The following is a 22160-nucleotide window of genomic DNA, read 5'->3' as shown; positions in this document are numbered from 1 at the left end:
CCCGCCTAGGGCTGAGGCGTAGCCGCCTGGCGTCTGGTCTCGCGGAATTCGCCGGGGGTCTGTCCGGTCCAGCCCTTGAAGCTGCGGTGGAAGGAGCGCGCCTCGGTGAAGCCCAGGTAGCAGGCGATGTCCTGGATCGCCAGGTCGCTGCGCAGCAGGTAGTGCTCGGCCAGTTCCTGGCGCAGTTGGTCGAGGATCTGCTGGTAGCTGGTGCCGGCCTGTTGCAGGTGGCGCTGCAGGGTGCGCACCGTCATGTGGAACTTCTCCGCCACCCGCTCCTTGCGGGGCAGGCCATCCTTGAGCAGCAGGCGCAGGGCATTCTTCACGCGCTGCGGCAGTGGCTCGTCCTCGTCCAGTCCGGCCATCAGGGTCAGGGCGTGTTCTTCCAGGGTGCGCAGCAGGTTGGCGTCGGCCTGGCGTAGGGGCACGCCGAGGTATTCCTGCGGCACGATGAGGGCGTTGCAGGGGCGTTCGAAGTGCACCGGACAAGCGAATACCGCCTCGTACTCGGCCTGCTCGACGCCGTTCGGCAGGGCATGCTCGAACCACACCTCGCGCGGTGCGTGATCCGATTCGGCGATCCAGCGGGCGTACAGCAGCCAGGAGGCCAGCACGTTCTCCACCATGTGCCGGCGGATCTGCGCGCCCTGGTGGCGGCAGCTCCAGATCAGGCGGACATCATCGGCGGCGGTCTCGATGCGGCTTACGCCCATGTCGCCCACCAGCTTCTCGTAGGGCACGATGCGGCTCATGGCCTCGCCCAGGGTGGCGCAGTTCATGGCGATGTAGCCGAGCACGCTCCAGGAGCCGGGTTGTACGAAGCGCGCCGAGCGTAGGCCGAACAGCGGGTCGCCGGAGGCTTGCAGCAGGTGCGCCAGCAGCCGCTCGTGCGCTTCGCCCGGCAGGCGTTTGGCGTTGTCGCGCAGGTCTCCGGCGCCGATGCCGGCAGCTGTTAGCGCCGCGTCGATGTCCAGGCCGAGCCGTTCGGCGTGACGCAGGTATTTGAGCAGGGCGGGGATCGAGGTGTAGCCGAGGTTGTCCATGGCGCGTTCTGGTGGTGACTGTCTTGATTGGCGACAGGGCCTGTCCCGATTCGACAGTGACCCCTGGCGGCGGCTGGCTAGTATAGGCAGCCATCGATAATGATCGGAACAGGGGAGAGGCGCATGCGACGTTGGAATGGCTGGGGCGAGGAAACCACCGAGGTGCAGCTGCCGGCCCATGGCGAGGCGTTTCTCGCCGAACGGGTCGGCCCGGGTCAGGTGCTCGTCGATGCCAGTTTGGAGCAGGTGCTGGCCAAGGTGCCGCACTCGCGCCTGGTCGCCCATCCGCTGGTCAGCCTGGACGCCGAGACCCGCCTGCGTCACGCCCGCGGGCAGAGCCTGCCGGACTGGCTGGCGATGCGCTCCGGCGAGTTCGGCCAGTTCCCCGACGGCGTCGCCTTCCCGGAAAGCGCCGAGCAGATCCGCGAGCTGCTGGCCTGGGCGCGGCAGCAGAACGTACTGCTGATTCCCTACGGCGGCGGCACCTCGGTGGCCGGGCACATCAACCCGCAGGCCGGCGCGCGGCCGGTGTTGACCCTGTCGCTGGCGCGCATGAGCCGGCTGATCGAGATCGACGAGGACAGCCTGATCGCCACCTTCGGCCCCGGCGCCAACGGTCCCCAGGTGGAAAGCCAGCTGCGCGCGCGTGGCTATACCCTCGGCCACTTCCCGCAGTCCTGGGAGCTGTCGACCCTCGGCGGCTGGGTGGCCAGCCGCTCCAGTGGCCAGCAGTCGCTGCGCTACGGGCGTATCGAGCAGCTGTTCGCCGGCGGCGCGCTGGAGACCTTCGCCGGTACCCTGGAGCTGCCGAGCTTCCCGGCCTCGGCCGCCGGCCCGGACCTGCGCGAGATGGTGATGGGCTCCGAGGGGCGCTTCGGCATCATCTCCGAGGTCAAGGTGCGTATCACGCCCCTGGCCGAGCAGGAGCGTTTCTATTCGGTGTTCATGCCCAGCTGGGCGCAGGCGCTGCAGGCTATCCGCACCCTGGTCCAGGCCCGGGTGCCGCTGTCCATGCTGCGTCTGTCCAACGCCATCGAGACCGAAACCCAGCTGGCCCTGGCCGGCCATCCGCGGCAGATCGCCTGGCTGGAGAAGTACCTGGCGCTGCGCGGGGCGGGCGAGGGCAAGTGCATGCTGACCTTCGGCGTCACCGGCGCGCGGGCGCAGAACGCCGCCTCGCTGAAACAGGCCAGGCGCCTGCTCAAGGGCTTCGGCGGGGTGTTCACCGGTACCCTGCTGGGCAAGAAATGGGCCGAAAATCGCTTTCGCTTTCCCTACCTGCGCCATGGCCTGTGGGCCGCCGGCTATGCGGTGGACACCCTGGAGACCGCCACCGACTGGAGCAACGTCGACAGCCTGCTGAACAAGATCGAGGCCAGCCTGCGTCAGGGCCTGGCCGCCGAGGGCGAACGGGTGCACGTGTTCACCCACCTGTCCCACGTCTATGGCGAGGGGTCGAGCATCTACACCACCTATGTGTTCCGCCCCGGCGGCAGTTACGAGCAGGCCCTGGACCGCTGGCAACGGCTCAAGCAGGCGGCCAGCCGCACCATCGCCGAGAATCGCGGCACCATCAGCCACCAGCATGGCGTTGGCCGCGACCACGCGCCCTACCTGGCGACGGAGAAGGGCGAGCTGGGCATGGCGGCGTTGCAGGCACTGGCCGCGCACTTCGACCCGGAGCGCCGCCTGGTGCCCGGCGTGCTGCTCGAGGAGTGAACATGGACGGCTGGAATGCCGCCTGGCGCGAGCGCGCGTTGCCGGAGCTGGCGGGGTGCGACTGGGACCTGATCGTGGTCGGCGGCGGTATCTGCGGTGCCGGCATCCTTCGCGAGGCGGCGCGGCGCGGCTGGAAATGCCTGCTGCTGGAACAGCGCGACTTCGCCTGGGGCACCTCCAGCCGCTCCTCGAAGATGGTCCACGGCGGCTTGCGCTATATCGCCAAGGGCCAGCTCGGCCTGACCCGCGACTCGGTGCGCGAGCGTCAGCGCCTGCTGGCCGAGGCGCCGGGCCTGGTGGAGCCGCTGAGCTTCCTGATGGCCCATTACCGGGGACGGTTTCCAGGACCGAAGGTGTTCGGCGGGTTGCTGGCGCTGTATGACGCCCTGGCCGGCCGGCGCAACCATCTCTATTACCCGTTGCAGCAGCTGCGCTACCTGGCGCCCGGGCTCGAGGAGGAGGGGCTGCTCGGCGGCACGCGCTTCTTCGATGCGGTGACCGACGATGCCCGCCTGGTCATGCGTGTGCTCGGTGAGGCCCGCGGCGATGGCGCCGAGGCGTTCAACGGCGTGCGTGTGGTGGAGTTGCTGCGCGAGGACGGGCGGGTGGTCGGCCTGCTCGCCGAGGATCGGGAAAGCGGCCGCCGCTATCGCCTGCGCAGCCGCGCGGTGGCTCAGGCCACTGGGGCCTGGGCCGATCGCCTGCGTTGTGGCGGCGGCGCACAGGTCCGCCCGCTGCGCGGCAGCCACCTGCTACTGCCGGCCTGGCGGCTGCCGGTGGCCCATGCCTTCAGCTTCATGCACGGGGAGGATGGGCGGCCGGTGTTCGTCTTCCCCTGGGAGGGCGCCACCGTGGTCGGCACCACCGACCTGGATCATCGCGAGCCGCTGGATCAGGAGGCCTGCATCAGCGGCGCGGAGCTCGACTACCTGCTGGCCGCCTGCGCCCAGCAGTTTCCCGCGGCGCGGATCGAAGCTCGCGACCTGCTCTCGACCTGGGCCGGGGTGCGTCCGGTGGTGAGCGACGGCGAGGCCGGTCGCAGACCTTCCGACGAGACCCGCGAGCATGCGCTGTGGGTCGAGCCCGGTTGCGTGACCCTGGCCGGCGGCAAGCTGACCACCTTCCGTCTGCTGGCCCTGGAGGTGCTGCGGGCCTGTGCCGGTTTCGTCGGGCGGGAGGTGGCAGACCTGGGCGCGCCGACCTTCAGCCCAGGGCCCGAACCGGCCCTGGCGCAGCTGAGCCCGGCGCGGCAGAAGCGCCTGGCCGGGCGCTATGGGCGCGAGTTGCCGGGGCTGCTGACCTTGCTGGCCGAGGTCGGCGGCCAGGTCGTGGACGGCAGCGAGACGCTCTGGGTCGAGCTGGCCTGGGCGGCGCAGCATGAACTGGTGCTGCACCTGGACGATCTGCTGCTGCGCCGCACCCGGATCGGCCTGCTGCTGCCCGGCGGCGGTCAGGCGCAGTTGCCGCGCATCCGCGCGCTGTGCCAGGCGCGCCTGGGCTGGAGCGATGCGCGCTGGGGGCAGGAGGAACGGGACTACCTGGCGCTCTGGCGGCGCTGCTATGGCGTGCCGGCCGCTACCGCACCCCATCGACTGGACGAATGACAAGAAGGATTGCGCTTTGAGCGAGACAAGCTATTTGCTGGCCATCGACAACGGCACCCAGAGCGTGCGCGCCCTGCTGTTCGACCTGCAGGGCAACCTGGTCGGCAAGGGCAAGGTGGAGCTCGAGGCCTACTATTCCCAGCAGCCCGGCTGGGCCGAGCAGGACCCGGACTACTACTGGGCCAGTGTCGCCGAGGCCTGTCAGCGGCTGTGGCGGCAGCTGGACATCGATCGCCGCCTGATCAAAGGCGTGTCGTTGACCACTCAGCGCGGCAGCCTGATCCATGTCGATGCGACCGGTAAGCCGCTGCGTCCGGCTATTCTCTGGCTCGATCAGCGCCGCGCCGAGGTGGTGGCGCCGATCAAGGGGCGCTGGGGCTGGCTGCTCAAGCTGGTCGGTGCCGGTGAGGCGGTGGCGCATTTTCGCGCCCAGGCCGAGGTCAACTGGGTGGCCCAGCAGCAGCCGGAGGTGCACCGGCAGACCCACAAGGTGTTGCTGCTCTCGGGCTTTCTCACCCACCGCCTGTGCGGCCGCTTCGTCGATTCGCTGACCAGTTGCGTGGCCTATTTGCCGTTCGACTACAAGCGCCTGCAGTGGGCGGCGCCCGGCGACTGGAAGTGGCAGGCGCTGGCGGTGCGCCGCGAGCAGCTGCCCGAGCTGTATCGGCCGGGGGAGCTGCTCGGGCACATCTCGGCCGAGGCCAGCCGGCACACCGGCATTCCCGAAGGCTTGCCGCTGATCGCCGCCGGTGCCGACAAGGCCTGCGAGGTGCTCGGCGCCGGGTGCGTGGAGCCGCACGTCGCCAGCCTGTCCTACGGCACCACGGCGACCATCAACACCACCCGCAGCCGCTATCTGGAGACCACCCGGCTGATCCCGCCTTATCCGGCGGCGATACCCGGGCATTTCAACACCGAGGTGATGATCTTCCGCGGATTCTGGATGGTCAGCTGGTTCAAGCAGGAGTTCGGCCTGCACGAGACGCAGCGGGCCGACGAACTCGGGGTCGCCCCCGAGACGCTGTTCGACGAGCTGGTCAACTCGGTGCCGCCCGGCGCCATGGGGCTGATGCTGCAACCCTACTGGTCGCCGGGGATTCGCGAGCCGGGGCTGGAGGCCAAGGGCTCGATCATCGGCTTCGGCGACGTGCACACCCGGGCGCACCTGTACCGCGCCATTCTCGAGGGCCTGGCCTATGCCCTGCGCCAGGGCAAGGAGCGTATCGAGAAGCGTTCGGGCACCAGGATCACCCGCCTGCGCGTGTCCGGCGGCGGCTCCCAGAGCGATGCGGCCATGCAGCTGACCGCCGACATCTTTGGCCTGCCGGCCGAGCGACCGCACACCTACGAGACCTCCGGGCTGGGCGCGGCCATCGACTGCGCGGTGGGGCTGGGGCTGTATCCGGACTTTCCCACGGCGATCGCCGCCATGACCCGGGTCGGCCGCGTCTTCCAGCCCAGCCCGCAGGCGCAGCAGACCTATCGCGCCCTGTACCGCGAGGTCTATCTGCGCATGTATCGGCAGCTCAAGCCGCTGTACCGGCGTATTCGGGCCATCACCGGCTACCCGGCCTAGGCGCCGGGGCTAGGCGGGCGGTCATGGCGTGCGTCGATCCAGCGACTGCGGCGCCCAGGGGGCATGTATTGGCGCTGATGCTCCTTCGGTGGCTGCTGGGTTGGTCTGCCGGGCACTCTGGTTTCGCCGCGATGGCTCGGGCATCATGCCATCCGGCAAGGCCGCTTCAGTTTTGCCGCGTACAGCCGATAGCTCAGCCGTAGCTAGGCTCGACAACCCATAGGAGTACGCAATGGCCGGCATTCTCGACTCGGTCGATCAACGCACCCAGTTGGTGGGCGAGAACCGTCTGGAAATCCTGATGTTCCGCCTGGCCGGCCGGCAACTGTTCGCGATCAACGTGTTCAAGGTGCAGGAAGTCCTGCAGATGCCCAGGTTGACCCTGATACCGCAGCGCCATCGTTGCGTTTGCGGGGTGGTCAACCTGCGTGGCCAGACCTTGCCGGTGATCGATCTGTCCCAGGCCATCGGCATGCGCCCGCTGGTGCCGGACGAACGCAGCACCATCATCGTCACCGAGTACAACCGCTCGGTACAGGCCTTCCTGGTGGGGGGGGTCGAGCGCATCCTCAACCTCAATTGGGAGTCGATATTGCCGCCCCCCGGCGGGGCGGGGCGTCAGCATTATCTGACCGCGATCACCAAGATCGAGGATCAGCTGGTGGAAATCATCGACGTGGAGAAGGTGCTGGCCGAGATCGTGCCTTACAACACCCGGATCTCCAGCGAGCGCCTGAGCGATCCATTGCTGGCCCGGGCCCGCGGCCGCGAGGTGCTGCTGGTGGACGACTCCAGCGTGGCCCTGTCCCAGCTGCGCGATACCCTGTCGCAGCTGGGCATGAAGATGCATGTGGCCACCGACGGCCTCAAGGGCTTGCGCCTGCTCAAGCAATGGGCCGATGCGGGGGAAGTGCTGAGCGACAAACTGCTGATGGTCTTCACCGATGCGGAAATGCCGGAGATGGACGGCTACCGCCTGACCACCGAGATTCGCCAGGACCCGCGCCTGAAAGACCTCTATGTGGTGCTGCACACCTCGTTGTCGGGCAGCTTCAACGAGGCCATGGTGAAGAAGGTCGGTTGCGATGGTTTCCTGTCCAAGTTCCAGCCGGACAAGCTGGTCGAGGTGATTCGCCAGCGCCTGCTGCGCGACGAGCCCGCTGTCTAAGGGGGCTCGGCCAGGTGCCGGCGCAACCGTTCGATGCGCCGGCGGTTGACGCCGAAATCCGAGTAGCCCAGGCGTGAGGCCGAGCGCACCTCGACCGCCTGCTCGCCGATGAGAAACTCCACGTCGTCGACGAAGCGCAGCCAGCGGCTGCTGAACTCCGCACGCAGGTAGCGATCTTCCTGTGCCACCAGCCTGGCCCGTGGCTCTTGATCGAGCAGGGCGATCAGCCGTGCCTTGGTCTGTTGCGGGCTTCCTGGCAGCGCCAGCGGTGCAACCCGATGTTCGGCGTCCTTGGCCTGGCTGCTGACGCAGTTGGGCGAGTCCGGGCAGGGCGCCAACTGGCCGTCCTGCACCCCCAGGTGGTCGGGTGGGTGGCCGCCGCAGGCGCCCAGCATAGCCAGCGCGAGCGCCAGGCCAGGCTTGTGGGCAGGACGGCATACTCGTATAAGAACCTTTTGCCGAAGGGAAAGCTGGCTCATGTTGCGTCTCTCTGGGTTGTATCGTTATCCGCTGAAATCGGCCATGGCCGAGCCGCTGCGCGAGGCGCAACTGGACGCCCTGGGAGTCGCCGGGGATCGTCGTTGGATGGTAGTGGATGCGGCCAGTGGACGCTTCCTGACGCAGCGCCTGCTGCCGCAGATGACCCAGCTGCAGGCGCGCTGGCAAGGCGCCGAGCAACTGCGCCTGAGTGCCCCGGGCATGGCCGACCTGCTGGTCGCGGTGCCGGGTGAGCAGGCCGAACTGCGCGGGGTGACCATCTGGCGCGACAGCCTGCGGGTGCCGGATGCCGGCGAGGCGGCGGCCCGCTGGCTGAGCCAGGTGCTCGGGCGTGACTGCCGTCTGGTGCAGGTCTCCGAGGCCCGCGCGCGGCAGGTCGACACCGCCTATGCCGAGGTCGGCGACAAGGTGGCCTTCGCCGACGGCTTTCCCTTGCTGCTGATCGGCCAGGGTTCGCTGGACGACCTGTCCCGCCGGGTCGGCCGGCCTCTGGAGATGCTGCGCTTTCGCCCCAACCTGGTGGTCGAGGGGGCAGCGCCCTATGCCGAAGACGACTGGAAGCGCATTCGCGTCGGCACCCTGGAGTTTCGCGTGGCCAAGGGCTGTTCCCGCTGCATCATGACCACCCTCGACCCGCAGACCGGCGAACGCAGTGCCGACCGCGAGCCGCTGACGACCCTGCGCGGCTATCGCCAGCGCGAGGGCGAGGTGTATTTCGGTCAGAACCTGATCGCCTGCGGCAGCGGCGAGCTGGCCCTGGGCATGCCGGTCGAGGTCCTCGAGTAGCCGGCGCCGCGGCCGGTCACTGGTCGTCGAAGTAGCGCTCGTGCCAGCCGATCAGCGGCTGCGGGGCGTTGAGCTTCTGCCCGTAGATCACCGCGTAGGACAGCACGTTCTGCACGTATTGGCGGGTTTCGTCGAACGGGATGTTCTCGATCCACACGTCGTAGGCCAGGTGATCGGCGCCGCGCAGCCACTGGCGTACGCGGCCGGGGCCGGCGTTGTAGGCGGCGGAGGCGAGCACCCGGTTGCCGTTGAACTGGCCGTAGATCTGGCTCAGGTAGGCGGCGCCCAGCTGGATGTTGACCTCCGGCCGGTAGGCCAGTTGCGGCGATGACAGGGGGATGCCGAAGCGCCGCGCGGTTTCCTTGGCCGTGGCAGGCATCAGTTGCATCAGGCCCATGGCGCCGACGGGCGAGCGGGCGTCGGCCATGAAGGCGCTCTCCTGGCGGGTGATGGCGAACACCCAGCTGGAGTGGAGGCCGCGTTTCTTCGCCTCGCGGGTCAGCTCCGTGCGATGGGCCATGGGGAAGCGCACGTCGAGGTCGTCCCAGTACTGCGCCTGGCTGATGGTGCGGATGGCCGGGAAGTACCAGCCCTGGTCATAGGCCAGGCGGGCCTGGGCGACCAGCTCTTCGCGGCTGAACAAGCGGCTGACGTGGTACCACTCGCGGCGCCCGTCGACGATCTGGCCGCGGGCATGGAACTCCAGGGCGCGGCGGATGCCGGCGGCGTTGCGCACCTTCTGCAGCGTGTTGCGGTCCAGCGCCAGGGGCTTGTTGTTCAGCTGGTAGGGGGCCTTGACCTGGTCGGCGGCCATGAAACCGTAGAAGTCGCGCTCCTTGGCCAAGCCCTGGTAGAGGGGCTGGTGGCCGTTGCCGTTGGGTTGGGCCAGCTGCAGGCTGCGTGCCTGCCAGTAGCGCCAGCGGCTGGTCTGCGCCAAGTCGGCGGACATCTGTCGGGTCAACCGGTAGGCCTCGTCCCAGCGCCCTAGGCGCAGCAGCAGGCGCGCACGCCACTCGCTGACGGTGTTGTCACGCAGCTCGGGGTCGTACTTGGCCATCACCGCCAGGGCGCGGGCATCGAAGCGCTTGGCCAGGGTCAGGCCGATTTCGCGGGCGATCGCCACCTTTTCCTCGCTGGAGAACCTCATGCGCTGGGCATAGCCGTCGAGCAGGCTGAGGGCCTTCTCCGGATCCTGGCGGGCCAGGCGGCGCAGGCCCAGGCCGACCACGTCGGCCATGGCGGCGTCGGCCGGCGCGAAGCGCGCGGTCTGGGCGAGCAGCAGCGGCTTCTGTGCCACCTCGACCAGCAACTGACCCTGTTTGCCCAGGGTCGGCAGGCTCTTGATCAGGTATTGGGCCAGGCCATAGTTGCGCGCTTCGGCGGCCAGCTTGGCTCTCTGCCAGCGCTTCTGCTCGGTGAGCTGGCCGGCGGCTGTCCAGCGCTCGAACAGTCTGTCGCAGGCCTCCGGCTGGGATTTGCCGACCAACCAGAGCTTCTCCGCGGTGGCATAGCCCTCGGCGGTCAGGCCGTGGCCGAGCTGGTACTGGCCGTACAGGCAGTCCAGCTCGGTGAAGTTCAGTGCCGGGTCGTAGTGGTTGACGAAGCGCTGCCACTCGCCGCGCTCGGCCAGCCAGCGCAGCCAGCGCAGCTTCATCCAGCCGGCCTGGGGCAGGTCGCCGTGCTCGGCGAGGAATTTCTCTATCTCCTCATTGCTGGCCGATTTCAGACGGGCGGTCAGTTCGTCGTAGGCTAGATAAGGTTCCAGGGGGTAATCGCGCAAGGCACTGGCATAGCGCCGATAGGGCTCGCTGTTGCCCTTGGCCAGGGCCCGCTTGGCCTCGTCGTAGTATTGGCGCTGTTGCTCCAGGCTGGCGGCCTGGGCCGAGGCGAGCGTGGCGGCAAAGAGGCAGAGGCAGGACAGCAGGGGGAACAGGCGACCGCGCATGACACTTCCAGGCTTGGCAGATGAGTGGGCGCCGGCATGGCCGGCGCGGAATTCACCTAGCTTAGCCTTTTGCCCGGGGGCGACGAAAGCGCGGCACCGGCTGGAGCGCGCATGAAATTGGCCGCAAACCTCAGGCCCATCTCGGTTAGAATGCGCGCCCAGTTTTTGTCGCGGCCCTTGGGCTTCGACTAATCAGTTTCTGTGCTGATCACGGACGGAAAGTCGGGAGTCTCGGCGCAATCGGCGCATGTTCCCAGACCTTGTCCGCCGGTTCAGTGCCTGTCGTATTCGAGGCGTGCCATGACCCTGCTCAAGTTCACCGATGTTTCCCTGGCCTACGGCGCCATGCCGCTGCTGGACCGGGTGTCCTGGCAGATCGCCCGGGGCGAGCGGGTGTGCATCATCGGCCGCAACGGCACCGGCAAGTCCAGCCTGTTGCGCCTGGTCAAGGGCGATCGGCAGGCCGACGATGGCGAGATCTGGCGGGCGCCGGGACTTAAGATCGGCGAGTTGCCCCAGGAACTGCCGCGTGCCGATGAGCGCACGGTGTTCGATGTGGTCGCCGAGGGTCTGGAGGGAGTCGGCGCCCTGCTCGCCGAATACCATCACCTGAGCCAGAACATCCACAGCGATGCCGATCTGGACAAGCTGATGCACGTCCAGCAGGAGCTCGAGGCGCGCGACGGCTGGCGCCTGCAGCAACTGGTCGAAAGCACCCTGAGCCGCCTGCAGCTGCCGGCCGACAAGACCCTGGCCGAACTGTCCGGGGGCTGGCGCCGGCGCGTGCTGCTGGCCCAGGCACTGGTTTCCGAGCCGGACCTGTTGCTGCTGGACGAGCCGACCAACCATCTCGACATCGGGGCCATCGCCTGGCTGGAAGAGGCGCTGCTGGGCTTCGGCGGTGCGGTACTGTTCATCACCCACGACCGGGCCTTCCTGCAGAACCTGGCCACGCGCATCCTCGAACTGGACCGTGGCGGTCTGATCGACTGGAACGGCGACTACGCCAGCTTTCTGGTGCACAAGGAGCAGCAACTGGCGGCCGAAGAGACCGCCAATGCCCTGTTCGACAAGCGCCTGGCCCAGGAAGAGGTGTGGATTCGTCAGGGCATCAAGGCCCGGCGTACCCGCAACGAGGGCCGCGTGCGTGCGCTCAAGGCCATGCGCGCCGAGCGCAGCGAGCGCCGCGAGCGTCAGGGCAAGGCGAGTATCCAGCTGGAGGCCGCGGAGAAGTCCGGCAAGCAGGTGATGGTGGTCGAGCATGTGGGCTTCGCCCACCCGGGCGGGCCGAAGCTGGTCGATGATTTCTCCATGGTCCTGCAGCGCTCCGACCGTATCGGCCTGCTCGGCGCCAACGGCACCGGCAAGACCACCCTGCTCAAGCTGTTGCTCGGCGATCTGCAGCCCACCGAAGGCAGGATCGAGGTCGGCACCAAGCTGGAGGTGGCCTACTTCGACCAGCTACGCCATCAGCTCGAGCCGGAGAAGACGGTGATCGACAACGTCGCCGAAGGTCGCGACTTCATCAGCATCGACGGGCAGAATCGCCATGTGCTGAGCTACCTGGGCGACTTCCTGTTCAGCCCGCAGCGCGCCCGCACGCCGGTCAAGGCCCTGTCCGGCGGCGAGCGGGCCCGTCTGTTGCTGGCCAAGCTGTTCAGCAAGCCGGCCAACCTGCTGGTGCTGGACGAGCCGACCAACGACCTGGACGTGGAAACCCTGGAGTTGCTGGAGGAGGTGCTGCTGACCTTCCCCGGCACGGTACTGATGGTCAGCCACGACCGCGCCTTTCTCGACAATGTGGTCACCAGCACCCTGGTGTTCGAGGGCGAGGGACGGGTGCGCGAGTATGTCGGCGGTTACCAGGACTGGCTGCGCCAGGGCGGTTCGGCGCGCCTGCTGGGTGTCGGCGAGAGCAAGGGGGGCAAGGCCGAACTGGCTTCCGCGGTGGTCGCGCCGACGCCGGCGCCGGCCGCTTCCGAACCTGCCGCGGCTCCCGGGAAGAAGAAGCTGAGTTACAAGCTGCAGCGCGAGCTGGAGGCGATCCCCGGGCAGATCGATGGGCTGGAGGCGCAGATCGCCGCCTTGCAGGAGCAGGTCGGCGACCCTGCGTTCTACCAGCAGCCGGCTGAGGAAACTGCCGCGGCCCTGGCGCGGCTGCAGGCGCTGCAGGATGAACTGGATCAGCTTTTGGAGCGTTGGGCCGAACTCGAAGGCTAAAACCGTCGACAACTCGTTCGAAAACCCTCAAACAGGACACTTGGAAGTCTGGCGGAGCAAGGCATGGCCATCGAGTACCGGTTCACTCTCGACGACGAACATCAGTTCACCTACCACATCGAGCTGGAGCGCGCCTATGACCCGGCGCTGGCCCAGGTCGCGCCGAAGTGGACCCGCCTGGAGCATCAGCAGTGCAGCAATTGCCCCTTGAGCCGCGACACCTTCAGCCATTGCCCGGCGGCTGTCGACCTGCATCGCGTGATCGAGGATTTTCAGGGCTTGCCGGCCTTCAAGAAAGCCCTGGTCTGGGTGCGCACGCCGGAGCGTGAGTACACCAAGCAGGTCGGGCTGGAGGAGGGCTTGCGGGCGCTGCTCGGGGTCATCATGGCGACCAGCGCCTGTCCGGTGCTGGGCAAGCTGCGGCCGATGGCGCAGAACCACCTGCCGTTCGCCAGCAATCAGGAATTCATCCTGCGGACCTTCTCCTTGTATCTGGCGCGCCAGTATTTCAACCATCGCGAGGGGCGCCATGCCGATTGGGAGCTGAAGGGGCTGGTGCGCATGTTCCAGCAGTTGCAGCTGGTCAATCAGGCGTTCTGGCAACGCATCCACGACACCTGCGAGGGCGACTCGAACCTGAAGGCGTTTTTGACCTTCTTCTCGATGGCATCGAGCATGACGGTGTCCCTGGAGACCCAGTTGCAGAAGATCCGCCCGCTGGTGATGAGCGCCGGCGACAGTTTCGAGTGACAGGCTGGCGAATGGCGCCGGGTGCGCCATTCGCCAAGCGGCGGTTTACTCGGGCTTGTTCAGGCGTACGGCCAGCACGTCGCACGGGGCGCCGTGCAGCACGTCGTTGGCGGTGGAGCCCAGCAGGAGGGCCAGGCCATGGCGGCCGTGGCTGCCGACCATGATCAGGTCGCAGCCCTGCTCCTCGGCCAGGCGGTGAATTTCCTGGCGCGGCTGGCCGTAAGCCAGGTGGCGCTGGTCGGCGCTGAGTTTCGGGTATTTCCCGGCGAAGCTGTCCAGGCGTTCGCGGGCCTGATCGAACTGCTGCTGCTGCAGCATCGACAGGTCCATCGGCACATCACCGCCAAAGGCCATGGCCATGGGTTCGACGACGTGCACCACGGACAGCTTGGCATGGCTGCTGGCGGCCAGTTTCTGCGCACGCTGCATGACCGGGTCGCATTCCTCGGTCAGGTCGACGGCAACCAGGATGTGCTCATAGGGCATGGGGTAACTCCTCGGATGGGCAAGCGATGAGAGTAATTATGACTGCATTGAAGGCTGACGACAGGCTTTTGCCTGCGAGATGGTACTTATGACCCTGTGGATAGTGTTGTTGCTCCTGGCTTGCGTGCTCAGTCCGCTGGCCTGGCTGATCCCGTCGCGGGCCCAGCGTGGGCAGATGGACGTGCGTCTGCAGGCCCGGCGCATGGGCCTGGCGATGCAGTTGTCGCGTCAGGAGTGGCCGTACTGGCTGGAGACAAAGCCGCCGAGCGCTTGTGCCCAGTATCACCTGGGGCGGCGTCGCGGCCAGGTGGACAGCTGGTGCTATTGGCAGGTCGAACCCGGCAGATGGCTGAACCAGTGGCGTGAGCCCTGCGCCGAGGCGTCCCTGGCCGAGCAGTTGGCGCGGTTGCCGGCCGATGTGTTCAAGGTCGAAGCCACGCCGCAGATGGTGGCCCTGTGTTGGGGCGAGCGGGGGCAGGGCGATGCGCTGCAGAGCGTCTACGACTTCCTGCGGGCGCGCGCCTAGGGAACAAAGAGCGGCCCGACGCAAGGGGCGGGCCGCAGGGGTGGCCAGGCAGGCCGGAAAGGTCGTGGGCGGCACGCCGAGTTATGGCTGCTTGGCCGCATACTGGGCGGATACACGCTCCAGTCCTTCGATGATGCTGTCCGAGTACTTGTTGACGAGGAAAGGCACGCTGTTCTCGTTGTAGTTCATCAGCGATTTTTCGATATAACGCCACTTGGTGGCGACAGAGTCGAGGGTCTGCTTGAGCTGAGCGCTGTTCTGCGTGGCCTGTTCCAGGCTCGCCAGGCGCTCGGCGAACTGGCTGACCATCTCTTCGATGGGGCGGACTTCGCCGCCGCCAATGAATGTCGCCCCCACCGAGGCGCTACGGGAGGCGTAGTCCACGGCGATGGCCTGCATCAGCAGGCTCTGCTCACGGCTCTGTTGGGTCAGGGCGGCCGTCCTGTGGCCGCTTTCCTGCTGGATCTTGTTGTACAGCTCGTTACTCAGGGCCAACAACTGTTGGTTGCTGGCGCTCAGGTCGGCCACTGGCTGCAGGTCGGTGTAACCCCGCTGCCTCAATGCCTTGATCAGTCGGTTGAGTTCGCTCTGGTAGTCCTGCCATTGCTGCGCGAGCTGGGTGAGCAGGACTTTCGAGCCTTCGCCCGGCATGTCCGTCAGAGCCTGCAAGTGTTCGTTGGCCTGGCCCAGTGACTGCTCGATCATGCGCGCATAGCGTTGATCACCTTCCATGCCGTTGTACATGTAGAAGTCGCCCAGGGTTTTCTGCGCGACCAGGCGCAGCTGGTGCAGGTGGAGCAGGTTGCTGGCGGCGTCGGCGGCCTGGCTGGCGGCGCTGAACAGCGCGAGGCCGGTGGCGAGCAGGGTGCTCAGGGAAATGGCAAGCAGTCGGCTCGACATGGGAACTCCGTGTGCCCCTCTGGGGGTATTTGTTGTTTTTGTTGTTCCGCCTGCGCCATGCGCGAGCGGACTGGTACGACTGTACCCGGAGGAAAATCTTTTTGCTAGGCATGCGCTGGTTCACAGTCTGCGCCGCAGAGAGCCGTCGAATGCCGCGCAATCGATGCCGTTGCTCGCGCGTTTGCCGCCGTATGCCCGGGCGCCCAGGGCTTTCTGGGGGCGATGGGAGTCATCGGGGAGGGCGGAGTACGCTCGGCCAATTGACAAGCCGAGGCTTTTCCCCGAAGGTGTGCACACCCAAATCAAACGGGCGTATGAATTGAGCGTTTGCCTGAATCGGCAGCGCCTTTACAGTCCGAATATCGCGTCGGCGGGTGTGCCAGGCTGCTTGGGGCTATTCTCGACGGCAGTGCCGTGGGACAAGCTCACTGGTTGGCTCCGATGTGTACTGTTCAGCTTCCATACCGTGGAGATCAGTTGATGATTTACGAAGGTAAAGCCATCACGGTTAAGGCTCTTGAGAGTGGCATCGTCGAACTGAAATTCGACCTCAAGGGTGAATCCGTCAACAAGTTCAACCGTCTAACCCTGAACGAACTGCGTCAGGCGGTTGATGCGATCAAGGCCGATGACTCGATCAAGGGCGTGATTGTCAGCAGTGGCAAGGACGTGTTCATCGTCGGCGCCGATATCACCGAATTCGTCGACAACTTCAAGTTGCCTGACGAGGAACTGGTGGCCGGCAACCTGGAAGCCAACAAGATCTTCAGCGACTTCGAAGACCTCGGCGTGCCGACCGTCGCGGTCATCAACGGCATCGCCCTGGGCGGCGGCTTCGAGATGTGCCTGGCGGCGGATTACCGCGTCATGGCCGACAGCGCCAAGGTAGGCCTGCCGGAAGTCAAGCTGGGCATCTACCCGGGCTTCGGCGGCACCGTGCGCCTGCCGCGCCTGATCGGTACCGACAATGCGGTGGAGTGGATCGCCGCCGGCAAGGAAAATCGCGCAGACGACGCCCTGAAAGTAGGGGCCGTCGATGTCGTGGTCGCCGCCGACAAGCTCCAGGCAGCAGCCCTGGATCTGGTCAAGCGCGCCATCTCCGGTGAGCTGGACCACAAGGCCAAGCGTCAGCCTAAGCTGGACAAGCTCAAGCTCAACGCCATCGAGCAGATGATGTGCTTCGAGACCGCCAAGGGCTTCGTCGCAGGGCAAGCCGGCCCGAACTACCCGGCGCCGGTCGAGGCGATCAAGACCATCCAGAAGGCCGCCAACTTCACCCGCGACAAGGCCCTGGAAGTCGAGGCCGCCGGCTTCGTCAAGCTGGCCAAGACCTCGGTGGCCGAGAGCCTGATCGGCCTGTTCCTCAACGATCAGGAACTGAAGAAGAAGGCCAAGCACCACGACGAGATCGCCCGCGACGTGAATCTGGCTGCCGTGCTCGGCGCCGGCATCATGGGCGGCGGTATCGCCTACCAGTCGGCGGTCAAAGGCACGCCGATCCTGATGAAGGATATCCGCGAAGAGGGTATCCAGATGGGCCTGAACGAGGCCTCCAAGCTGCTCGGCAAGCGCGTCGAGAAGGGTCGCCTGACCCCGGCGAAGATGGCCGAGGCGCTCAACGCCATTCGCCCGACCATGTCCTACGGTGATTTCGGCAACGTCGACATCGTCGTCGAAGCCGTGGTCGAGAACCCCAAGGTCAAGCAGGCCGTGCTGGCCGAGGTGGAAGCTGCCGTCGGTGAGAATGCGATTCTCGCCTCCAACACCTCGACCATCTCCATCAGCTTGCTGGCCAAGGCCCTCAAACGTCCGGAAAACTTCGTCGGCATGCACTTCTTCAACCCGGTGCACATGATGCCGCTGGTCGAAGTCATCCGTGGTGAGAAGTCCAGCGAAGTGGCCGTGGCCACCACCGTGGCCTACGCCAAGAAGATGGGCAAGACCCCGGTCGTGGTCAACGACTGCCCGGGCTTTTTGGTCAACCGCGTGCTGTTCCCGTACTTCGGCGGCTTCTCCAAGCTGCTCGAGCTGGGCGTCGACTTCGTGCGCATCGACAAGGTCATGGAGAAGTTCGGCTGGCCCATGGGCCCGGCCTACCTGTCCGACGTGGTCGGCATCGACACCGGCCACCACGGCCGCGACGTGATGGCCGAAGGCTTCCCGGATCGCATGGCGGTCGAAGGTCGCACCGCGGTCGACGTGATGTACGAAGCCAACCGTCTGGGCCAGAAGAACGGCAAGGGCTTCTATGCCTACGAAACCGACAAGCGCGGCAAGCCGAAGAAGGTCATCGATCCGCAGGCATACGAACTGCTCAAGTCGATCGTGCGCGAGCAGCGTGAACTGAGCGACGAGGACATCATCAACTTCATGATGATCCCGCTGTGCATGGAAACTGTTCGCTGCCTGGAAGACGGCATCGTCGAGACCGCCGCAGAGGCCGATATGGGCCTGATCTACGGCATCGGCTTCCCGCCCTTCCGTGGGGGTGCGCTGCGCTACATCGACAGCATCGGTGTGGCCGAGTTCGTCGCCCTGGCCGACAAGTACGCCGATCTGGGCGCGTTGTACCACCCGACCGCCAAGCTTCGCGAGATGGCCGCCAACGGCCAGAAGTTCTTCGGTTAATCGCGGACAGACTAGAGCGAGAGTGAATTTATGAGCCTGAATCCTAGAGATGCAGTGATCGTCGACTTCGGCCGTACCCCCATGGGGCGTTCCAAGGGCGGCATGCACCGCAACACCCGTGCCGAAACCATGTCGGCCAACCTGATCAGCGGCGTGCTGGCGCGCAACACCAAGGTCGATCCGGCCGAAGTGGAAGACGTGATCTGGGGCTGCGTCAACCAGACCCTGGAACAGGGCTGGAACATCGCGCGCATGGCGTCGCTGATGACCCAAATCCCCCACACCAGCGCCGGCCAGACCGTCAGCCGCCTGTGCGGTTCCTCCATGAGCGCCCTGCACACCGCCGTGCAGGCAATCCAGACCGGCAACGGCGACGTCTTCGTGGTCGGTGGCGTGGAGCACATGGGCCACGTCGGCATGATGCACGGCGTCGATCCGAACCCGCACCTGTCGCTGTATGCCGCCAAGGCCTCGGGCATGATGGGCCTCACCGCCGAGATGCTGGGCAAGATGCACGGCATCAACCGTGAGCAGCAGGACGCCTTCGGTGAGCGTTCGCATCGTCTGGCGCACAAGGCCACCGTCGAGGGCAAGTTCAAGGACGAGATCATCCCGATGCAGGGCTACGACGAGAACGGCTTCCTGAAGGTCTTCGACTACGACGAAACCATTCGTCCGGAGACCACCCTGGAAAGCCTGGCCGCCCTCAAGCCGGCGTTCAATCCGAAAGGCGGCACCGTGACGGCGGGTACTTCCTCGCAGATCACCGACGGCGCCTCCTGCATGATCGTCATGAGTGCCCAGCGTGCCCAGGACCTGGGCATTCAGCCGATGGCCGTGGTGCGTGCCATGGCCGTGGCCGGTGTCGACCCGGCGATCATGGGTTACGGCCCGGTGCCGTCCACCCAGAAGGCCCTCAAGCGTGCCGGCCTGAGCATGGCCGACATCGATTTCGTCGAGCTCAACGAAGCCTTCGCCGCCCAGGCCCTGCCGGTGCTGAAGGACCTCAAGCTGCTCGACAAGATGGAGGAGAAGGTCAACCTGCATGGCGGTGCCATTGCACTGGGCCACCCCTTCGGTTGTTCCGGCGCCCGTATCTCCGGTACCCTGCTGAACGTGATGAAGCAGAACGGTGGTACCTTCGGCGTGTCCACCATGTGCGTGGGCCTCGGCCAGGGCATCACCACCGTCTTCGAACGCGTCTAGGCGACCCCGTCTAAGCGTTGGTGGACACAAGACCGGGGCCCAGTGCCCCGGTTTTTGTTTGTCGGCACTAAGTTTTTTCAAGGAATTCTGCGATGCAGCTACAGGCGGGTCTTTATCGTCATTACAAGGGGCCTGAATACCGGGTGTTCGGAGTGGCTCGTCATTCCGAGACCGAGCAGCAGATGGTGGTCTACCAGGCTCTATACGGCGATTTCGGCTTGTGGGTGCGGCCGCTTTCGATGTTCTGCGAGGAGGTCGAGGTCGATGGCCAGCGTGTGCCGCGCTTTGCCCTGATTCGGGCGGAGACACCGGTTTTCAGCGGCCCCTGAGCCGACATCGGGGCATGGCCGCGCTTGACCTCGACTTTAGCGCCACTATATATAGCGGTGCCGCGTGAGGCGCCTCCCGCCTTTCATTCTTTCGCATTCAGGAATTTTCTGATCCATGGGTAAATCGCTGGTCATCGTGGAATCCCCGGCCAAGGCCAAGACCATCAACAAGTATCTGGGCAGCCAGTACGTGGTGAAGTCGAGCATCGGCCATATCCGTGACCTGCCCACCAGTGGCTCGGCGAGCGCGGCGAAGGAGCCGGCCAAGCGCGGCAAGGCTGCGGCAGGCGAAGCGCCGGCGCTGTCACCCAAGGAAAAGGCCAAGCGCCAGCTGTTCGCCCGCATGGGTGTCGACCCGGAACAGGGCTGGAAGGCCAAGTACGAGATCCTGCCCGGCAAGGAGAAGGTGGTCGATGAGCTGCGGCGCCTGGCCAAGGAAGCCGACACCATCTATCTGGCGACCGACTTGGATCGCGAGGGGGAGGCCATCGCCTGGCACCTGCGCGAGTCCATCGGCGGCGACGACAGCCGTTACAAGCGCGTGGTGTTCAACGAGATCACCAAGAAGGCGATCCAGGAGGCCTTCGCCGAGCCGGGCGAGCTGGATATCAACCGGGTCAATGCCCAGCAGGCGCGGCGCTTCCTCGACCGCGTGGTGGGCTATATGGTTTCGCCGCTGCTGTGGGCGAAGATCGCCCGCGGCCTGTCCGCCGGCCGCGTGCAGTCGGTGGCGGTGAAGCTGGTGGTCGAGCGGGAGAAGGAGATCCGCGCCTTCGTCCCGGAAGAGTACTGGGAAGTGCACGCCGACCTGGGCACGGCCAAGGGCGACAGCGTGCGTTTCGAGGTGGCCCGGGAGAACGGCGCCGCCTTCAAGCCGTTGAACGAAGCCCAGGCCATGGCGGCCCTGGCCACGCTCAAGGCGTCCAGCTACAGCGTCGCCAAGCGCGAGGACAAGCCGACCAGCAGCAAGCCGTCGGCGCCCTTCATCACCTCGACCCTGCAGCAGGCGGCGAGCAATCGCCTGGGCTTCGGCGTGAAGAAGACCATGATGATGGCCCAGCGCCTCTACGAGGCCGGCTACATCACCTATATGCGTACCGACTCGACCAACCTCTCGGCCGATGCCGTGAGCATGGTGCGTGACTTTATCGAGAACGAGTTCGGCAAGCAGTACCTGCCGGCCAAGCCCAACCTCTACAGCAGCAAGGAGGGCGCCCAGGAAGCGCACGAGGCGATTCGCCCGTCCGACGTCAACCTCAAGCCGACCCAGCTGTCCGGTATGGAGCGCGATGCCGAGCGTCTCTACGAGCTGATCTGGCGCCAGTTCGTCGCCTGTCAGATGCCGCCGGCCGAGTACCTGTCGACCACGGTCACCGTGACCGCGGCGCAGTTCGAGCTGCGGGCCAAGGGACGCATCCTCAAGTTCGACGGTTACACCCGGGCGATGCCGCAGCAGAGCAAGCCGGGCGAGGACGGTGTGCTGCCGGAGATGAGCCAGGGCGAGTCGCTCGAGCTGCTCAAGCTCGATCCCAGCCAGCACTTCACCAAGCCGCCGGCACGTTATTCCGAGGCCAGCCTGGTCAAGGAGATGGAGAAGCGCGGCATCGGCCGGCCTTCGACCTACGCGGCGATCATCTCGACCATCCAGGACCGCGGCTACGTCGCCCTGCACAACCGCCGCTTCTACTCGGAGAAGATGGGCGAGATCGTCACCGAGCGCCTGTCCGAGAGCTTCGCCAATCTGATGGACTACGGCTTCACCGCCGGTATGGAGGAGCACCTGGACGATGTCGCCCAGGGCGAGCGCGAGTGGAAGCATCTGCTCGACGAATTCTATGGCGACTTCAAGGGCAAGCTGGAGGTGGCCGAGGCCAGCGACAGCGGCATGCGCGCCAACCTGCCGACCCCGACCGACATCGCCTGCCGCGAGTGTGGTCGACCGATGATGATTCGCACCGCCTCGACCGGCGTGTTCCTCGGCTGCTCGGGTTACAGCCTGCCGCCGAAGGAGCGTTGCAAGTCGACCATCAACCTGATCCCGGGCGATGAGATCGCCGCGGACGACGAGGGCGAGTCCGAATCCCGGGTGCTGCTCGGCAAGCATCGTTGCCAGAAGTGCGGCACCGCCATGGATGCCTACTTGATCGACGAGACACGCAAACTGCATGTCTGCGGCAATAATCCGGACTGCTCGGGCTATGAGATCGAGCAGGGCCAGTACCGCATCAAGGGCTACGAGGGGCCGAGCCTGGAGTGCGACAAGTGCGGCAGCCAGATGCAGCTCAAGACCGGGCGCTTCGGCAAGTTCTTCGGTTGCACCAACAGCGAATGCAAGAACACCCGCAAGCTGCTCAAGAGCGGCGAACCGGCACCGCCCAAGATGGATGCGGTGAAGATGCCGGAGCTCAAGTGCGAGAAGGTCAACGACACCTACGTGCTGCGGGACGGGGCGTCGGGTCTGTTCCTCGCCGCCAGTCAGTTTCCGAAGAACCGCGAGACCCGCGCGCCGCTGGTGCTGGAGCTGATTCCGCACAAGGACGAGATCGACCCGAAGTACCACTTCCTGCTCGAGGCACCGAAGAAAGACCCGGAAGGTCGCCCCGCGGTGATTCGTTACAGCCGCAAGACCAAGGAGCAGTACGTGCAGTCCGAGGTCGAGGGCAAGCCCACGGGCTGGCGTGCCTTCTATGACGGCGGCAAGTGGAAAGTGGAAGACAAGCGCTGATCATTCTGCGCGCGCCGGCGAGCTGCGGGCGCGCGTATAGTGATCGGGTAA

Annotated in this window: 17 protein-coding genes; 12 read left to right on the top strand and 5 right to left on the bottom strand. The window is 66.1% G+C overall.

The annotated features are described in order from the left end of the window. Positions 1-5 precede the first annotated feature (5 nt). Entirely contained in the window at positions 6-1043 is a 1038-nt protein-coding gene (gene gliR, locus SBP02_RS12975; RefSeq protein ID WP_318642193.1) for an AraC family transcriptional regulator GliR, read from the bottom strand. 123 nt (positions 1044-1166) lie between these two features. Here gliR and SBP02_RS12970 point away from each other — a divergent pair, with 123 nt between their 5' ends. From SBP02_RS12970 to SBP02_RS12955, 4 genes are all read left to right on the top strand, one after another. Continuing rightward, entirely contained in the window at positions 1167-2762 is a 1596-nt protein-coding gene (locus SBP02_RS12970) for an FAD-binding oxidoreductase (RefSeq protein WP_318642191.1), read from the top strand. A 2-nt stretch (positions 2763-2764) separates the two neighbouring features. Next, complete coding sequence (locus SBP02_RS12965) at positions 2765-4366, top strand: glycerol-3-phosphate dehydrogenase/oxidase (RefSeq protein ID WP_318642190.1); 1602 nt, start codon at positions 2765-2767, stop codon at positions 4364-4366. Between the two features lie 16 nt (positions 4367-4382). Further along, positions 4383-5942 carry an FGGY-family carbohydrate kinase gene (locus SBP02_RS12960; protein ID WP_318642189.1) on the top strand — a complete coding sequence of 520 codons (1560 nt, stop codon included), beginning with the start codon at positions 4383-4385 and terminating at the stop codon, positions 5940-5942. Positions 5943-6174: 232 nt separating this feature from the next. Next, the gene (locus tag SBP02_RS12955; protein ID WP_318642188.1) at positions 6175-7110 is read left to right on the top strand and encodes a chemotaxis protein CheV; all 936 of its coding nucleotides are present in this window, start codon (positions 6175-6177) and stop codon (positions 7108-7110) included. Here the strand turns inward: SBP02_RS12955 and SBP02_RS12950 are convergent. After that, positions 7107-7505: a DUF1499 domain-containing protein gene (locus tag SBP02_RS12950; protein ID WP_318642187.1), complete on the bottom strand. Its 399-nt coding sequence runs from the start codon at positions 7503-7505 to the stop codon at positions 7107-7109. The two genes, SBP02_RS12955 and SBP02_RS12950, sit on opposite strands and share 4 nt — an antisense overlap. Positions 7506-7587: 82 nt before the next feature. Between SBP02_RS12950 and SBP02_RS12945 the strand changes: the two genes are divergently transcribed. Further along, on the top strand, positions 7588-8394 hold the full coding sequence (locus tag SBP02_RS12945; RefSeq protein ID WP_318642186.1) for an MOSC domain-containing protein: 807 nt from the start codon (positions 7588-7590) through the stop codon (positions 8392-8394). 16 nt (positions 8395-8410) lie between these two features. Here the strand turns inward: SBP02_RS12945 and SBP02_RS12940 are convergent, their stop codons facing one another. Continuing rightward, positions 8411-10339 carry a transglycosylase SLT domain-containing protein gene (locus SBP02_RS12940; protein WP_318642185.1) on the bottom strand — a complete coding sequence of 643 codons (1929 nt, stop codon included), beginning with the start codon at positions 10337-10339 and terminating at the stop codon, positions 8411-8413. 300 nt (positions 10340-10639) lie between these two features. On the opposite strand from SBP02_RS12940, the gene SBP02_RS12935 reads away from it, so the two are divergent. Both SBP02_RS12935 and SBP02_RS12930 read left to right on the top strand, forming a co-directional pair. Then, a complete protein-coding gene (locus SBP02_RS12935) occupies positions 10640-12559 on the top strand; it encodes an ATP-binding cassette domain-containing protein (protein WP_318642184.1) in 1920 nt (639 codons plus the stop codon). A gap of 63 nt (positions 12560-12622) precedes the next feature. After that, entirely contained in the window at positions 12623-13309 is a 687-nt protein-coding gene (locus SBP02_RS12930) for a DUF6901 family protein (protein ID WP_318642183.1), read from the top strand. A gap of 45 nt (positions 13310-13354) precedes the next feature. Here the strand turns inward: SBP02_RS12930 and SBP02_RS12925 are convergent, their stop codons facing one another. After that, entirely contained in the window at positions 13355-13795 is a 441-nt protein-coding gene (locus SBP02_RS12925; protein WP_318642182.1) for a universal stress protein, read from the bottom strand. Positions 13796-13883: 88 nt separating this feature from the next. Between SBP02_RS12925 and SBP02_RS12920 the strand changes: the two genes are divergently transcribed. Further along, on the top strand, positions 13884-14321 hold the full coding sequence (locus SBP02_RS12920; RefSeq protein ID WP_318642181.1) for a hypothetical protein: 438 nt from the start codon (positions 13884-13886) through the stop codon (positions 14319-14321). Between the two features lie 81 nt (positions 14322-14402). On the opposite strand, the gene SBP02_RS12915 is transcribed toward SBP02_RS12920, so the two are convergent. After that, complete coding sequence (locus tag SBP02_RS12915; protein ID WP_318642180.1) at positions 14403-15221, bottom strand: hypothetical protein; 819 nt, start codon at positions 15219-15221, stop codon at positions 14403-14405. Positions 15222-15701: 480 nt separating this feature from the next. Between SBP02_RS12915 and fadB the strand changes: the two genes are divergently transcribed. The 4 genes from fadB (at position 15702) to topA (ending at position 22109) form a co-directional block, all read left to right on the top strand. Then, the gene (gene fadB / locus SBP02_RS12910) at positions 15702-17849 is read left to right on the top strand and encodes a fatty acid oxidation complex subunit alpha FadB (protein ID WP_318642179.1); all 2148 of its coding nucleotides are present in this window, start codon (positions 15702-15704) and stop codon (positions 17847-17849) included. A gap of 30 nt (positions 17850-17879) precedes the next feature. Then, entirely contained in the window at positions 17880-19055 is a 1176-nt protein-coding gene (gene fadA / locus SBP02_RS12905; protein ID WP_318642178.1) for an acetyl-CoA C-acyltransferase FadA, read from the top strand. 92 nt (positions 19056-19147) lie between these two features. After that, entirely contained in the window at positions 19148-19384 is a 237-nt protein-coding gene (locus SBP02_RS12900) for a DUF1653 domain-containing protein (RefSeq protein WP_318642177.1), read from the top strand. Between the two features lie 115 nt (positions 19385-19499). After that, positions 19500-22109, top strand: a complete 2610-nt coding sequence (topA, locus tag SBP02_RS12895) for a type I DNA topoisomerase (RefSeq protein ID WP_318642176.1) — start codon at positions 19500-19502, stop codon at positions 22107-22109. Positions 22110-22160 lie beyond the last annotated feature (51 nt).

The sequence above is a fragment of the Pseudomonas benzenivorans genome, assembly GCF_033547155.1.
GTDB lineage: Bacteria > Pseudomonadota > Gammaproteobacteria > Pseudomonadales > Pseudomonadaceae > Aquipseudomonas > Aquipseudomonas benzenivorans_B.
This window is presented reverse-complemented; position numbering and strand designations above follow the sequence as displayed.

Excerpts from the sequence above, each read along its gene's own strand:
- gliR (WP_318642193.1), bottom strand. The coding sequence starts at position 1,043 with ATGGACAACCTCGGCTACACCTCGATCCCCGCCCTGCTCAAATACCTG.
- SBP02_RS12970 (WP_318642191.1), top strand. The coding sequence starts at position 1,167 with ATGCGACGTTGGAATGGCTGGGGCGAGGAAACCACCGAGGTGCAGCTG.
- SBP02_RS12965 (WP_318642190.1), top strand. The coding sequence starts at position 2,765 with ATGGACGGCTGGAATGCCGCCTGGCGCGAGCGCGCGTTGCCGGAGCTG.
- SBP02_RS12955 (WP_318642188.1), top strand. The coding sequence starts at position 6,175 with ATGGCCGGCATTCTCGACTCGGTCGATCAACGCACCCAGTTGGTGGGC.
- SBP02_RS12950 (WP_318642187.1), bottom strand. The coding sequence starts at position 7,505 with ATGCTGGGCGCCTGCGGCGGCCACCCACCCGACCACCTGGGGGTGCAG.
- SBP02_RS12945 (WP_318642186.1), top strand. The coding sequence starts at position 7,588 with ATGTTGCGTCTCTCTGGGTTGTATCGTTATCCGCTGAAATCGGCCATG.
- SBP02_RS12940 (WP_318642185.1), bottom strand. The coding sequence starts at position 10,339 with ATGCGCGGTCGCCTGTTCCCCCTGCTGTCCTGCCTCTGCCTCTTTGCC.
- SBP02_RS12935 (WP_318642184.1), top strand. The coding sequence starts at position 10,640 with ATGACCCTGCTCAAGTTCACCGATGTTTCCCTGGCCTACGGCGCCATG.
- SBP02_RS12930 (WP_318642183.1), top strand. The coding sequence starts at position 12,623 with ATGGCCATCGAGTACCGGTTCACTCTCGACGACGAACATCAGTTCACC.
- SBP02_RS12925 (WP_318642182.1), bottom strand. The coding sequence starts at position 13,795 with ATGCCCTATGAGCACATCCTGGTTGCCGTCGACCTGACCGAGGAATGC.
- SBP02_RS12920 (WP_318642181.1), top strand. The coding sequence starts at position 13,884 with ATGACCCTGTGGATAGTGTTGTTGCTCCTGGCTTGCGTGCTCAGTCCG.
- SBP02_RS12915 (WP_318642180.1), bottom strand. The coding sequence starts at position 15,221 with ATGTCGAGCCGACTGCTTGCCATTTCCCTGAGCACCCTGCTCGCCACC.
- fadB (WP_318642179.1), top strand. The coding sequence starts at position 15,702 with ATGATTTACGAAGGTAAAGCCATCACGGTTAAGGCTCTTGAGAGTGGC.
- fadA (WP_318642178.1), top strand. The coding sequence starts at position 17,880 with ATGAGCCTGAATCCTAGAGATGCAGTGATCGTCGACTTCGGCCGTACC.
- SBP02_RS12900 (WP_318642177.1), top strand. The coding sequence starts at position 19,148 with ATGCAGCTACAGGCGGGTCTTTATCGTCATTACAAGGGGCCTGAATAC.
- topA (WP_318642176.1), top strand. The coding sequence starts at position 19,500 with ATGGGTAAATCGCTGGTCATCGTGGAATCCCCGGCCAAGGCCAAGACC.